Here is a 12856-nt window from a genome sequence, read left to right on the forward strand (position 1 = left end):
TCATGCCGCCTTTCGCTGGGCTTCACCGCCCAGCGTGGCCTGGCCCCGCGTGAGGCGGATCATGAGCCGTTCGAGCACGATTTCAGAGACGCGCGTAAATGCGAGGTAGAAAACCAGAAGCGCCAGGAAGTACCACACGCGCCAGTCGCCATGAGGGTAATCCGAAAAGCGTGGGGTTTTCGACGACCCCAGATCGCGTGCCCAATAGACGATGTCTTCGACGCCGAGCAGAAACAAAAGCGGCGTGGCCTTGATCAGAACCATCCATAGGTTGCTGAGACCGGGCAGCGCGAAAACCCACATTTGCGGGACAAGAATGCGCCAGAAAGTCTGGCGCGGGGACATGCCGTAAGCTTCGGCGGTTTCCAACTGCGCGCGAGGCACCGCGCGCATGGCCCCAAAGAGAACATTGGCGGCAAAGGCGCCAAAGACGATGGCAAAGGTGAAAACCGCCAGGGCAAATCCGTAAGTTTCATGCACCCACTGCGGAGAGTTGCCCAGCGGCATCTTGGCTGCCTGACAGACCAGAAAGTCGCTGCCCTGGCGGATCGGCTCGTCCCAGTCGGGGCACTTCCATTTGTGGCGCAGGTATTCCAGCCCCTGATCCAGGGCGATTACGAAGAACATGAAAAAGGCAATGTCAGGCACGCCGCGTACGATGGCTATGTAGCCTTTACCGAACCAGCTGAGCGGCAGGATGCGACTGCGGGCGGCCATGGCCCCGCCAAAGCCGAACGCGAGCGCTGTGGGGGCGGTAATCGCCAGAAGCAGCAGCACCGTGCCAAACGCGGTATAGAAAGCGAGATGCTTGCCCGTTGTCAGGTAGCAGCTGAGCCATGTGAGGCCCTCTAGCGTGGCAGGATCGGTGCAATATTGGAAAATAGTGGTGCTCTTGGCGGGCGAAGGATTCAGGTATTTTCAAAAGGGTGAAGGGGAGGGCAGTGTGCACTCCCCTTCGAGGGTTTCTTAGTAGGTGGCGGCGCCTTCGCCGAACCATTTGACGATCAGCTCATTGAGGCTGCCGTCTTCTTTCATGGAGGTGATCGCCGCGTCGAACTTGGCACGCAGCTCGCCATCGCTTTCGCGCAGGCCCATGCCGACACCGCCGCCCAGGGGCACATCGTCGCCCGCGACGACCAGTTCACCGCCCGATTCCTCTACCGTCGGAAGCAGCGCGTCCTTGTCTGCGAATACTGCATCCGCTTCGCCGGACATCACCGCCGCAATGGTTTCGTCATAGGTCGCGAATTCCAGCAAGGTGGCACCGGATTCGGCGATGTAGGCCGATTGAATCGTGCTGGTCTGGGCTGCCACGATACCGCCGGTCAGATCTGCGTCAGCAGATTTGGCAACATAGGCAGACGCGGATGGCGGGAAGTAGTCTTGAGTGAAATCAATGACTTCATCGCGCTCATCGGTGATCGACATGCCGGCAATGATGGTGTCGTAGTTGCCGGAGGTCAGGTTGGGAATGATGCTGTCCCAGTCGTTGGTGACCCATTCGCATGTCAGCTCAGCGCGCTTGCACAGCTCATCACCTACGTCGCGCTCAAATCCGTCCACTTCGCCGGCGTCATTGAGGAAGTTATAAGGGGCATAGGCGCCTTCGGTCCCCATGCGGATCGTCTTGGCGTGGCCGTCGGCCATCGCAAGTGTGGCGGTCATCGCAAGCGCCGCAGCGCCGAGAATGATCTTTTTCATGTGGTTTCTCCCGTTTTTGGTTTTCTTGGTTTACGCAGCGTGGGTTGCAGACAGAAACCCGCGCAGTCGTTCTGATTTGGGTGCGCCAAAGAGCGTCTGTGGCGGCCCTTGTTCTTCGATCAGGCCCTGATGCAGAAAGACGACGTGGTCAGACACATCAGCGGCCAGTTTCATATCATGGGTGACGATCATCATGGTGCGGCCCTCGGCGGCCAAATCCTTGATAACCTTGACGACTTCTTGTTCCAGCTCGGGATCGAGCGCGCTGGTGGGTTCGTCAAACAAGAGCGCTTCGGGCTCCATGCAGAGCGCACGTGCAATGGCCGCGCGTTGTTGCTGGCCGCCGGAAAGCTGGGCGGGATAGGCGTCGCACTTGTCGCCGATACCCACCTTGTCGAGATAGCCGCGGGCGGAGGCTTCGACGTCTGCCCGGTCGCGGCCCAGCACTGTCAACGGCGCTTCCATGACGTTCTGCAGGATCGACATATGCGCCCAGAGGTTGAACTGCTGAAAGACCATCGACAGATTGGTGCGCACGCGCAGCACCTGTTTGGGGTCAGAGGGGCGGCGCGCATGGCCGGAGCCCTTCCAGCTGATCGGTTCGCCCTTGAAGATGACGTCCCCCTGCTGGCTGTCTTCCAGCAGGTTGCAACATCGCAGCAACGTCGACTTGCCTGAACCAGATGATCCGATAAGCGAAACCACATGCCCCTTGGGGGCGGTGACATCGACGCCCTTGAGCACTTCCAAAGACCCATAGGCCTTGTGCAGATCCGTGATCTGAATAACCGGCGTGTCTGAGGTCACGTGTGGGCGTCACTCTTGTCGTTTCAGCGCGCCATAAATAGGTGAATTGTGCCTGATTGCAAACACTCAGTTTGGCCTGTCGCGGCAAAGGGGGGCTGACCCCACGGAAAGGATCAACTCTGCGCTTCAACCTTTTGACGCGCTTCGGCGGAATCCATGTCGGATATGCCCAGCAGATTGGTCACCAGACGCAAGAGCGCATCTTCTTCCTTGGCGCGCGTGCCATCGGCAAGCACCACTTTCCACAGTGCTTCGATCACTTTGAGGCGATCCTCATACGCAATAGCGTCTTTGATCGCACGCGTAAAGCGCACTGTATCGGGGGCCTCTGATTCCAGTCCTTCCGCGTCGCCGCGCAGGCGGGCCGCGTCGGTTGCATCCAGACCATACCGGTCCATGGTTAACTGATCGATAAGAGCCCGTTCTTCGGGCGCATAGTGGTGGTCAGATCGGGCGATCCGCACCAACAGGGCTGTCAGCGCAAGGCGGGCATCGGTATCGGCCAGCGGTTCCGGGTCGGGCTGTGTCAGCCGCTTGAGAAAATCACCAAACATGAGAGGGATATAGGCCGCCTGTCGCGCCGCGCCAAGTCAAAGCGACTTGAGGGCGGTTTCCCGGGCCGCCTGCATATCGAGATCTGTCAGACCCAGCGCGATTTCGATGGCGTTAAGCTGGATTTCTTCCTTTTCGTCGCGGTGGCCGTCCGCAAGGGCCACGGACCACATCGCATCGCCCAGTGCCTTGCGGTCGGCGTAATCGACCTCTTCGCGCAGGATCTGGGCAAATTCTTCGGTGCTTTCGGCGTGCCGTTCGAGTTTTTCGCACACGGCGCGCAGCTTGGCGGCCTCGATCGGGCCAAGGTCGAAGGTTTGGGCCAGGATACGGTCGATCTGGCCAATCTCCGAAGCGCGGTAGTCGTCGTCGGCAAAGGCGACACGTACCAACAATGCACCAAGGGCCAGTTGCGCGTTGGGTTGTGGCAAAGGCTCTGGCTGGGGCTTGCGGCGCGGAAAGAGGCGTTCAAACATGCTAGAGCCTTAGCTTAGTTCCGGTGGCTTTCCAAAGCGTAAAGTGTCGATGGCCAGCCCCTGTGGGTCGGTGTTGGTGATCACAAAGCCCGCAATGTCGTCTTCACCGGTGGCCCTGATAAACCCAACCGCGAACTCGCCCGTTGGTTCCACAGGAACCGATCCGATGACGCCGCCGTCCCGGCGCATGAAGGTGACAAGGGCGGCCCCCGCTTCGCCGCCGCGCAGATCAAAGGCCAGCGCGCTTTGGTCGATGTCGAAAAGAACCGCGATGGCGCCTTCGCCCTGGGCCTCGCGGCGCGGAAAACCAGCGACACCCCAGCCGTTGATCAGGGTGTTTCCCGAAAACTGAACCACCGAAAGGTTCTGCCCGTCCGCGCCGGGCATGAGGGTGAGCGGCGCGAAGGCGGCGCCGGTGATCTGGTCGTAGGTGTCAAGGCTGGCGACGGTCTGTCCGGCAAAGTGTTCGCCGAAGCTGGCGCCGGGCATGGGCAGGACACTGTCTATCTCGATACCCGGGCCCCAACCGCTGGCAATGTCTTCGAAATCAATGATTTGCGGCAACAGGAGGCTGTCGGGGTCAACCAGACAGACAGGGCCGCCGCAGGCGAGCGCTGAGGTCGGAGCAAGGGCAAGTGCTATCGTGCGCAAGAGTCTCATGCGACCAATCTAGCACAGAATTTCGCAGCTTGTCAGCGGCCGTCACGGGAGGGGCGATCACAGCTTTGCGAACGCGTTTTTGAGCCCTGCGGCCTGTTCGTGCAGGCCGTAGGGCGGATTGAGCACGAAGAGGCCTGAGCCAATCATGCCATGCCCGGGCCGGGCAGGGGCAAAGCCGACTTCGTGGCAGAGCGCGTCGGGGTAGGTGCCGACAAGAGTATCGCGCATGTCGCGATGTGCACCACCGGTCAGGATCGGATACCACAGGGCAATGATGCCGACATTCCATGCGCGGTGCCATTGGGCGATGTGGCGCGGTAAGTCGTTGTAATCGCTTTTGATCTCATAGGAGGGATCGATCAGTATCAGCCCCCGGCGCGGGGTCGGCGGGACCAGCGCATGGGCCAGTTCGAACCCGTCGCGCAGGTGACATTTGACGTCATAGGGCGACATGGCGAGGTCAAGCGCACTGTGTTCCTGGGGGTGCAGCTCGGACAGATGCAGCGTGTCGATACCGCGAAGCAAGGTCGCAGCAATCAGCGGTGAGCCGGGATAACTGCGGGGGCCATGGGTGGCGCGAACGGTGCTGAGCGCGCGACCGAAAGGGTGGGTTTCATCAAACCAATGCGCAACCTTTTCAATGCCTTGTGCGGCTTCGTTTGTCTTGGCCGCGGCGTCATCGGACAGATCATAAAGGCCACGGCCCGCGTGCGTTTCTATGTAGGTCAGCGGTTTGTCCTTGCGGGTCAGATAGTCAAGCATCCACGCCAGAAGGCTGTGTTTGTGGACGTCGGCAAGGTTGCCTGCGTGATAGATGTGTTGGTAGCTGAGCATATGGCCGGTGTAGCGCAACACAGCGCACGCGCAACGGGTTTTGTGGACGCAACACCACTGCGGGGCGAATCATGTGTTTAGGCAAGCGAAACAGGGGTTTTGGCGCGTCGGTTCTGCGTCGGTATCACGTCGGTATGACGTCAGTGTTGGAGCGGTAAATGGTGGGGTTAACAGGGCGTCCGGTCTTGAGTGTGAAGAAGAGTTAAGATCTTTGGATCGCGGGCTGCTCTTTTTGCTCAGGGTGTGTACGGGTGGCGTCGAATGCAGTGCGACGTGACGTGTGTGCATCTCGCGTGATGCGGCATTGGATGTCGGATTTGCGGAAAACAGCGGCATTCAGTTCGGTCGTGCTCCCCCTTTAAAAGTCCTGCGTGCTGTTCGGGAGTGAAGCGCCAATGACCCAGCCCCCTGAAATAAGGCCCCTGGGGTGTTGGCAATCCGTCCCAAGAGAGGATGGACTATGAAACGTAGATTTAGTGACGAACAGATCACTGGAATGACCAAAGAGTATGCGGCTGGCGTGAAAGCGCAGGAGCAGTGCCGTGAGTACGGTCTCAGCGATGCCACGTTCTACAAATACAAAGCCAAGTTTGGCGACATGAACGTGTCTGGTACGAAGAAACTGCGGGCGCTTGAGGATGAGAACAATCCGCTGAAGCAGATGTTTGCAGATGCGATGCTCGACAATGTGGCCCTAAAGGATCTCGCAACAAGAAACTGCTGACGCTGATGTCAAAGGGCGGACTGTGTCGGACGTGATGGATCGGCAGGGTTTGTCCGAGCGTCCGTCGCCCGGCAGGCGATTTGCAAAGCAAATCTGCCGATACAGTCATTCGCCTCTTAATATCTCTGGTCGTCGACCGCGTTCGTGGTCGCAACTGTTCCCCGCTCTCGGCAGATCGGCCACTCACAGTTCTGCCGACCACAGTTGGTGTGTATTCTACGTTAAGTACCTGAAATTAAATGGAGGCGAGTACCGGAATCGAACCGGTGTACACGGATTTGCAATCCGCTGCGTAACCACTCCGCCAACTCGCCTGCCGGTGGTGTCGCACTGCTAGCGGATCATTTGCGGCCCTGCAAGTGTTTCTGATTTCGGAAAATGCGGCTCAGCCGTTGCTGCGCTTGGCGCGATGTGCGACATTTTGCGAAACGAGAATCTGAACGGATGAGTTTAGCAGATGAGTGATTTTTTCGCGCGCCGGACAATGATGGTCGACAACCAGGTTCGGCCTTCCGATGTCACCAAGTTTCCGATCATCGACGCCATGCTGAACGTGGCCCGTGAAGACTTTGTCCCGGCGACAAAGAGGGAAGCGGCCTATCTGGGCGAGAACCTTGATCTGGGCGACGGGCGTGTGCTGCTTGAACCCCGGACGTTGGCCAAGATGCTGGATGCTTTGGCCATCGGTACCGATGAACTGATTCTCGATGTGGGATGCGCGATGGGGTATTCGGCTGCTGTCATCGCCCACATGGCCGAGGCCGTTGTCGCAGTGGAAGAGGATGAGGCAATGGCGACAGAAGCCCAGGAAGCGCTGAGCCAGTCAGGCGTTGACAACGCCATGGTCCATATTGGGCCGCTGACCGAAGGGGCGCCGGGGCAGGGGCCCTATGACGCGATCATCGTGCAAGGCGGCGTGGCGCAGGTCCCGCAGGCGCTTTGTGATCAGTTGAAGGAGGGCGGCCACATTGCCTGCCTCTTTATGGAAGGGGCTTTGGGTGAAGTGCGCATCGGCCACAAACAAGGCGATCAAATCACCTGGCGCCGCGCGTTCAATGCCAGTGCCCCTGTGCTGGATGGATTTGACAGACAACCAGAGTTTCAATTGTGAGAGCGCCGCAGTGTGAGGCTGGCGTTGAGCGGGGGCAGGGTGTGAGCGTTAGGGGTCTTGGGCAGGGTATGAAACGATTTTTGGCGGCTATTCTGTTGCTCTTGGTCACGGGGCTGCCGCGGGCGGGTGGTGCGGAAACGCTCGCCGATGCGCTCGTAAGTGCTTACAATCATTCGGGTCTTTTGGACCAAAATCGGGCCCTTCTGCGGGCGGCTGATGAAGACGTTGCGGCCGCGCAGGCGGCATTGAAGCCCGTTCTGCGATGGTCTGGCAGTGTGACACGTACATTCGGCACGCGTCAGGTTTCCGGATCAGGGTTTTCCAGCAGCGTCAATGGCACCAGCGTTGATCTTGGTCTGATTGCCGAGCTTTTGTTGTACGACGGCGGCAACAGCAAGTTGCAGATCGAAGCGACCAAGGAAACGGTTCTGGCGACGCGCGACACGTTGATCAATATCGAACAGCAAGTGCTGTTTCGCGCGGTTGCCGCCTACATGGGCGTGATCGAAGCCTCTGAATCCGTGGCGTTGCGCAATAATAACCTGCGGCTGTTGACCCAGGAACTGCGCGCCGCCCGGGACCGGTTCGAAGTGGGTGAGGTGACCCGCACGGATGTTGCCCTTGCCGAGGCGCAGCTGGCGCAGGCGCGCAGCGGGCTTGCCGGGGCGCAAGGGGCGCTGCTGCAGGCAACAGAGGAATTCCGCAATGTGGTCGGGCGTGCCCCGGGCCGCTTGCAGCCTCCGCCTCGATTGCCGGACGTCGGTCGGGATTTGAATGCTTCCAAGGCGCTGGCAGTGCGCACGCATCCCTCAATGCGGGCCGCGCAACATCAGGTGGCTGCCGCTGACCTATTGGTTCTGGCAGCAGAAGCTGCGATGCAACCCACGGTAACGCTGCGTGGGCAATACGGTGTGACCGAAAACTTCAATTCACCATCGTACAGCCACACCGGATCTGTCGGTATTGATGTCGGGCAAACGATCTATAATGGCGGTCGTCTGTCATCCAATGCGCGTCGTGCAATGGCACAACGTGATGCACAGCGCGCCAATTTGCACATTGTCCGCCATGATGTGCAACAAGATGTGGGCAATGCTTACGCCAATCTCTTGTCCGCACGCGCGCAACTTGAAGCGTCAGAGCGGCAGATTCGCGCCGCCCGCATCGCCTTTCGCGGCGTCCGGGAAGAGGCGACTTTGGGCGCACGTACAACCCTCGACGTTCTTGACGCCGAGCAATCCCTGCTTGACGCGCAATCAACCCAGGTTTCCGCCCGGGCCAATCTGTACATTGCCGCATACAACTTGCTGGCTGCCACGGGCCGCCTGACGGTTGCCGATCTGAAACTGCCGGTACAGACCTATGATCCGGCTGCATATTACAATCTGGTCAAGGACGGCCCCGCCAAGCGGTCAAAGCAAGGACAGCAGTTGGACAGGGTGCTGCGGGCGCTGCAAAAAGACTGACAATTTTCACGGCCCCATTGTGAGAATCTGCCGCAGGGGTTACACTGCCGCTTGAGGAAAGAGTGGTAATAGATATGTCCGACCCCGTCAAAAATGCCGAGGTAGAGGATGTTCTGTCTTCAATTCGCCGGTTGGTGTCCGAAGACAAACGCCCGCTATCATCGCCGCAAAAAACCCCGCCGATCGACCGTTTGGTGCTGACGCCGGATCACCGTGTGGCCGAAGATCAGTCATCTGATGGGTCAGAGCAGGATCAGCCAGACACGGCTGTCAGCGATCCCCCGGAAGAAGCACTTGTCCAGACCGCCGATACGCGTGATGCGGGACCAGATCCGCTGACGTTTAAGCCGGAAGAAAGTAGCGTCGACCTGGGGGTCGATGAATTCGAATTGGTCGAAAACACAGCCAAGCTGTCGGAGGATACCTCCAATACGCTGGCCCCTGAGGACGATTATCAGGATGACCCTTACGGTTTTGCCGATGACGAGGGGGACCACGAAACCGCAGGCAACACTGTGCCTGAGATCCGTTTTCAGCATCATGCACATCGCGAAAAGGCCGGTAAGAACGACGCGCCATCAGAGTTGAGCGCCAAGATCGAAGCACTGGAAACGGCGATCGGAAAAATATCGGACAATTGGGAGCCCGACGGCACCGATAGCGATGACAACGCCGCAACGCCTTTGCCTGCAATGGCATGGGAAGACGAAGAGACCGAAGATGAGCCGCCCGAGGCGCTCACTTGGCCGGATGATGAGCCACGGGACGAGACTGCGGATGCCACGGTTGCGCAAAGCGCCGAAGAACAGCGCGTGGCGCTGGAGGACGATATGCCTGCTGAAGCGACGATCGCGCAGCGCATCGAAGAACAGCCCTTGGTCGTCGATGATGACATGCCTGCGCATCAAGACGAGGCAGTCGCGCCGCGTTCCGCAGACCCTGATGATCACATTGATCTGTCGCCCGAAGATCAGCTTATTGACGAGGATGGTCTGCGCGATTTGATCAGTGATATCGTCCGTGAAGAGTTGCAAGGCGCCTTGGGGGAACGGATCACGCGCAATGTGCGCAAGTTGGTCCGCCGGGAAATTCACCGCGCCCTGACGGCGCGCGACTTGGACTAGGCCGTTTAAGCTGCTAGTTCTGCCTTATTTCTTCTGCGAGCGATAGCAGAAGGTCGAGGTCAATATATGTTTCAACGTGATCCGCGAGCGCGTCCAGTGCCGCATCTACGCCAGCCTCGAAAGCGACGGATGATCCCGCCCCGAGTTCTGCCAGATAGGCCTTTCTGAAACCGTCTGCGTTGAAAATGCCGTGCATGTAGCAGCCCTTTACCCGCCCATCTGGTGACGCGGCGCCCTCTGGGGTGCCGTCGACCTCTAGCCAGGCACGGTCACAGTCGGGGCCTGACGTTTCACCGATGTGGATCTCATACCCCTCCAGCGACGTGCCGCTTGCGGGATGGAGCGCATCTTTGAGTGCGAGGTGCTTTTTGGGCGCCATCACTGTTTCGATGTTCATATGACCCAGACCGGGCACGATGCCGGGCGGGCCCTCAATCCCGTGTGGATCCGCGATGGTCTGACCCAGCATCTGATACCCCCCGCACAAGCCCAGCACATGCCCGCCGCGTCGAATATGCGCAGCAAGATCTATGTCCCACCCTTCGGCGCGCAGGGCCGCGAGATCTGCAATGGTCGCCTTGCTGCCGGTCAACAGCACAAGATCGGCGTCTGCGGGCAGGGGGCTGCCAGGTGTGATGAGGCGCAGATCGACGTCAGGCTCAGCGGCGAGTGGATCAAGGTCGTCAAAGTTGGAGATACGCGGCAATCGCGGCACGGCTATGACACAGCCTCCGTCAGACGTGCCAGCACGAGCGGGCAGGTCCATCACATCTTCGGCAGGCAGGCGATGCGCCTGATCAAACCACGGTATCACCCCCAGCGATGGCCAGCCGGTGCGCGCCGCGATGTCATCCCGGCCCGCATCAAAAAGCGTGCGATCCCCGCGAAACTTGTTCACCGCGAAACCGCGCACCATGGCGGTATCTGCGGCGTCCAGAACGGCCTTGGTACCGACAATCTGCGCGATGACACCACCCCGGTCGATGTCTCCCATCAGGATCACCGGGCATCCGGCGGCGGTGGCGAACCCCATATTCGCAATATCCCCCGCACGCAGATTGGTCTCAGCAGGCGATCCGGCACCTTCAACCACGACCAGATCACATCCCCGTGCAAGTCGCTGGAATGATTGCATAACAGCTGGCATCAACGCGGCCTTGTTCTGGCCAAAAGCTGCCGCCTCCTGGTGGCCTGCAATCTGTCCTTGCACAATCACCTGCGCACCTGTCGCACTTTGAGGTTTCAAAAGGATCGGGTTCATGTCCGTGTGCGGCGCCACGCCTGCTGCACGCGCCTGCAATGCCTGCGCACGGCCAATCTCCCCTCCGTCTTCGGTCACGGCAGCATTGTTGGACATGTTTTGCGGTTTGAACGGTCTGGTGGTGATGCCCCGCCGTTCACAGGCGCGCAAAATCCCCGCAACGATCATGGATTTTCCGACATTGCTGCCGGTGCCTTGTATCATGATCGCTTTTGTCATCTGGTGCTCGGGTCTGGGGTCGCGGGCAAATTGACGGATTTCCGGGGCTGCGAAAAGAGGCAATTGATGAACACACCGGCACATCTGCTTATTGGCGCGGCGGCAATGGGTCGAAACGGGGACAGGTTGCTGATCTGGGCTGCCATGACGGGCGCGTTGTTGCCTGATCTGTCGCTGTACCTGTTGGCGGGGGCGTCACTATTCATCTTTCAGATTCCGCCTGACGTCGTGTTCGATACGCTCTATTTCTCGGACACCTGGCAAACGATTTTTGCCATCGATAATTCTTTCATCCTGTGGGGCGCGCTTTTTGGTCTGGCGCTGTGGTACCGCGTGGGGTGGGCCATTGCCCTGACCGGGGCGGCATTGCTGCATCTCGCGCTGGATTTTCCGTTGCACCATGACGACGGGCGGCCTCATTTTTGGCCGCTGTCAGGCTGGATCTTCGAAAGCCCTGTCAGCTATTGGGATAATCGGCGGGGCGCATTGTGGGTCGGTCCGATCGAGGTCGCGTTGGCAGGCGTCTGCGCGTTCGTACTGTGGCGCAGGCGTCCGGGATGGGTCCTGTCGGTTCTTTTGGCCGCATTGTTGGCGGCAGAATTGATGGTCGCACGGGTCTGGATGTTCGTTTTTACCGCCTGAACGGAAAACGCAGCCCCAAAAGGCTGCGTTCCCTCATAACTCTTGTGGCAGAAACCTAGGCGGCTTCGGCCTGTTGCGCGGCGGCATTGCGGCGCTCTGACTCTTCGCGGCTAAGCGCAACGGAGGTCCGCACACCCTTGCCAACAAAGTCCATCAAGCCGGTCACGACCCGCTCATTTGGGTCGATGCCTGCACAGCTCAACACTTCGCGGCCATCGCGCGAACGTGCCCAACGGGCAATCTGCTCCGGCCCGTTTCCGTATTTCTTGTCATCGGCGATTGCATCGTCGAGAGCAGCCAGTACCACGGCTGCGAAAAGTTTGCGTGCACGATTGCCTTGTTCGTTATTGAAGGCCGTGCCATCAACGAAATCTTTCATTCGTCGTCCTTTCCATTATTCTTGCTCTTGTCATTTCCGGCGTGGAGTTCGTTATGACGGATAACCCCCGATTCGGATAGAACTTTTTTGCATAGCTCCCATGCGCGTTCTGCATGTCTTGCCGCCGATACGGCACAACATCTCGGTTACTTGCAGGGACCCAGCCACCCAGATATAGACCGCGTCAATAATTCATCAACCTTTTGCCAAAGATTTGCCTTATGCCAAAAATCAACGGAAATGAGATTCGCCCCGGTAACGTTCTGGAGCATAACGACGGTCTGTGGGCGGCGGTGAAAGTCGACCACGTCAAGCCCGGTAAAGGCGGTGCCTTTGCTCAGGTTGAGCTGCGTAATCTGCGAAACGGATCGAAACTGAACGAGCGGTTTCGGTCCGCAGACAAGGTCGAGCGCGTGCGGCTGGAGCAGAAAGATCAGCAATTTCTCTATGAAGACAGTGGGATGCTGGTCTTGATGGACACCGACACCTACGATCAGGTGCAACTGCCGTCCGAGCTTTTGGGCGACCGACGCCCGTTTCTTCAGGACGGCATGATGGTGGTGGTTGAATACTATGACGAAGAAGCGCTGAACGCGTCGCTGCCCCAGAAAGTAACCTGCAAGGTTGTCGAAACCGAGCCTGTCGTGAAGGGTCAGACTGCCGCAAATTCTTTCAAACCGGCGGTGCTGGACAATGGCGTCAAGGTCAGCGTGCCGCCGTTTGTCGGTCAGGATGAGGATATCATCGTTAACACCGAGACCTTCGAGTACGTGGAACGCGCCTGACCGGCTGACGCGAGGTCATTCAAGTCTTAGACAGTTAAATGTGGTCGGCGGGAACTTTCGACGACCGTCAGATGTCGATTCAGAGGGCCTGAGCCGGCAGGTGGAACGCGCTGAT

General features: G+C 59.0%; 14 protein-coding genes, 1 tRNA gene and 1 pseudogene. 6 read left to right on the forward strand and 10 right to left on the reverse strand.

What is annotated here, in order from left to right; all coding sequences use genetic code 11:
- The 7 genes from H9Q16_RS02485 to H9Q16_RS02515 form a co-directional block, all read right to left on the reverse strand.
- Positions 1-882, reverse strand: a complete 882-nt coding sequence (locus H9Q16_RS02485; RefSeq protein WP_191075136.1) for an ABC transporter permease subunit — start codon at positions 880-882, stop codon at positions 1-3.
- A gap of 84 nt (positions 883-966) precedes the next feature.
- The gene (locus H9Q16_RS02490) at positions 967-1701 is read right to left on the reverse strand and encodes a transporter substrate-binding domain-containing protein (RefSeq protein WP_191073783.1); all 735 of its coding nucleotides are present in this window, start codon (positions 1699-1701) and stop codon (positions 967-969) included.
- A gap of 30 nt (positions 1702-1731) precedes the next feature.
- Positions 1732-2508 carry an ATP-binding cassette domain-containing protein gene (locus tag H9Q16_RS02495; RefSeq protein WP_191073784.1) on the reverse strand — a complete coding sequence of 259 codons (777 nt, stop codon included), beginning with the start codon at positions 2506-2508 and terminating at the stop codon, positions 1732-1734.
- A gap of 113 nt (positions 2509-2621) precedes the next feature.
- On the reverse strand, positions 2622-3062 hold the full coding sequence (locus tag H9Q16_RS02500) for a tellurite resistance TerB family protein (RefSeq protein ID WP_191073785.1): 441 nt from the start codon (positions 3060-3062) through the stop codon (positions 2622-2624).
- A gap of 36 nt (positions 3063-3098) precedes the next feature.
- Complete coding sequence (locus H9Q16_RS02505; protein WP_191073786.1) at positions 3099-3536, reverse strand: tellurite resistance TerB family protein; 438 nt, start codon at positions 3534-3536, stop codon at positions 3099-3101.
- Positions 3537-3545: 9 nt separating this feature from the next.
- Positions 3546-4196: a hypothetical protein gene (locus tag H9Q16_RS02510; RefSeq protein ID WP_191073787.1), complete on the reverse strand. Its 651-nt coding sequence runs from the start codon at positions 4194-4196 to the stop codon at positions 3546-3548.
- 57 nt (positions 4197-4253) lie between these two features.
- Entirely contained in the window at positions 4254-5030 is a 777-nt protein-coding gene (locus H9Q16_RS02515; RefSeq protein ID WP_191075137.1) for a 23S rRNA (adenine(2030)-N(6))-methyltransferase RlmJ, read from the reverse strand.
- Between the two features lie 460 nt (positions 5031-5490).
- Between H9Q16_RS02515 and H9Q16_RS02520 the strand changes: the two are divergent.
- Positions 5491-5736 (forward strand): annotated as a pseudogene (locus H9Q16_RS02520) (transposase); the annotation flags it as partial.
- A gap of 258 nt (positions 5737-5994) precedes the next feature.
- On the opposite strand, the gene H9Q16_RS02525 reads toward H9Q16_RS02520, so the two are convergent.
- Positions 5995-6068: transfer RNA gene (locus H9Q16_RS02525), tRNA-Cys, on the reverse strand.
- A 143-nt stretch (positions 6069-6211) separates the two neighbouring features.
- Here H9Q16_RS02525 and H9Q16_RS02530 point away from each other — a divergent pair.
- The 3 genes from H9Q16_RS02530 (at position 6212) to H9Q16_RS02540 (ending at position 9455) form a co-directional block, all read left to right on the forward strand.
- Positions 6212-6865 (forward strand): protein-L-isoaspartate O-methyltransferase family protein, encoded by a 654-nt coding sequence (locus H9Q16_RS02530; protein ID WP_191073789.1) that lies wholly within the window; start codon positions 6212-6214, stop codon positions 6863-6865.
- Between the two features lie 68 nt (positions 6866-6933).
- On the forward strand, positions 6934-8331 hold the full coding sequence (locus tag H9Q16_RS02535; protein ID WP_191073790.1) for a TolC family outer membrane protein: 1398 nt from the start codon (positions 6934-6936) through the stop codon (positions 8329-8331).
- 74 nt (positions 8332-8405) lie between these two features.
- Positions 8406-9455, forward strand: coding sequence for a hypothetical protein (locus H9Q16_RS02540; RefSeq protein WP_191073791.1), 1050 nt, complete (start codon positions 8406-8408; stop codon positions 9453-9455).
- Between the two features lie 13 nt (positions 9456-9468).
- Here the strand turns inward: H9Q16_RS02540 and H9Q16_RS02545 are convergent, their stop codons facing one another.
- A complete protein-coding gene (locus H9Q16_RS02545) occupies positions 9469-10935 on the reverse strand; it encodes a cobyric acid synthase (RefSeq protein ID WP_191073792.1) in 1467 nt (488 codons plus the stop codon).
- 66 nt (positions 10936-11001) lie between these two features.
- On the opposite strand from H9Q16_RS02545, the gene H9Q16_RS02550 reads away from it, so the two are divergent.
- Positions 11002-11577 (forward strand): cobalamin biosynthesis protein CobQ, encoded by a 576-nt coding sequence (locus tag H9Q16_RS02550; RefSeq protein ID WP_191073793.1) that lies wholly within the window; start codon positions 11002-11004, stop codon positions 11575-11577.
- A gap of 55 nt (positions 11578-11632) precedes the next feature.
- On the opposite strand, the gene H9Q16_RS02555 is transcribed toward H9Q16_RS02550, so the two are convergent.
- The gene (locus H9Q16_RS02555) at positions 11633-11956 is read right to left on the reverse strand and encodes a DUF6280 family protein (RefSeq protein WP_191073794.1); all 324 of its coding nucleotides are present in this window, start codon (positions 11954-11956) and stop codon (positions 11633-11635) included.
- 221 nt (positions 11957-12177) lie between these two features.
- Between H9Q16_RS02555 and efp the strand changes: the two genes are divergently transcribed.
- Complete coding sequence (gene efp / locus H9Q16_RS02560; protein ID WP_191073795.1) at positions 12178-12741, forward strand: elongation factor P; 564 nt, start codon at positions 12178-12180, stop codon at positions 12739-12741.
- Positions 12742-12856: the final 115 nt, after the last annotated feature.

Source organism: Sulfitobacter aestuariivivens, assembly GCF_014763045.1.
Classification (GTDB): Bacteria; Pseudomonadota; Alphaproteobacteria; order Rhodobacterales; family Rhodobacteraceae; genus Sulfitobacter; species Sulfitobacter aestuariivivens.

Excerpts from the sequence above, each read along its gene's own strand:
- H9Q16_RS02490 (WP_191073783.1), bottom strand. The coding sequence starts at position 1,701 with ATGAAAAAGATCATTCTCGGCGCTGCGGCGCTTGCGATGACCGCCACA.
- H9Q16_RS02500 (WP_191073785.1), bottom strand. The coding sequence starts at position 3,062 with ATGTTTGGTGATTTTCTCAAGCGGCTGACACAGCCCGACCCGGAACCG.
- H9Q16_RS02505 (WP_191073786.1), bottom strand. The coding sequence starts at position 3,536 with ATGTTTGAACGCCTCTTTCCGCGCCGCAAGCCCCAGCCAGAGCCTTTG.
- H9Q16_RS02510 (WP_191073787.1), bottom strand. The coding sequence starts at position 4,196 with ATGAGACTCTTGCGCACGATAGCACTTGCCCTTGCTCCGACCTCAGCG.
- H9Q16_RS02515 (WP_191075137.1), bottom strand. The coding sequence starts at position 5,030 with ATGCTCAGCTACCAACACATCTATCACGCAGGCAACCTTGCCGACGTC.
- H9Q16_RS02530 (WP_191073789.1), top strand. The coding sequence starts at position 6,212 with ATGAGTGATTTTTTCGCGCGCCGGACAATGATGGTCGACAACCAGGTT.
- H9Q16_RS02535 (WP_191073790.1), top strand. The coding sequence starts at position 6,934 with ATGAAACGATTTTTGGCGGCTATTCTGTTGCTCTTGGTCACGGGGCTG.
- H9Q16_RS02540 (WP_191073791.1), top strand. The coding sequence starts at position 8,406 with ATGTCCGACCCCGTCAAAAATGCCGAGGTAGAGGATGTTCTGTCTTCA.
- H9Q16_RS02545 (WP_191073792.1), bottom strand. The coding sequence starts at position 10,935 with ATGACAAAAGCGATCATGATACAAGGCACCGGCAGCAATGTCGGAAAA.
- H9Q16_RS02550 (WP_191073793.1), top strand. The coding sequence starts at position 11,002 with ATGAACACACCGGCACATCTGCTTATTGGCGCGGCGGCAATGGGTCGA.
- H9Q16_RS02555 (WP_191073794.1), bottom strand. The coding sequence starts at position 11,956 with ATGAAAGATTTCGTTGATGGCACGGCCTTCAATAACGAACAAGGCAAT.
- efp (WP_191073795.1), top strand. The coding sequence starts at position 12,178 with ATGCCAAAAATCAACGGAAATGAGATTCGCCCCGGTAACGTTCTGGAG.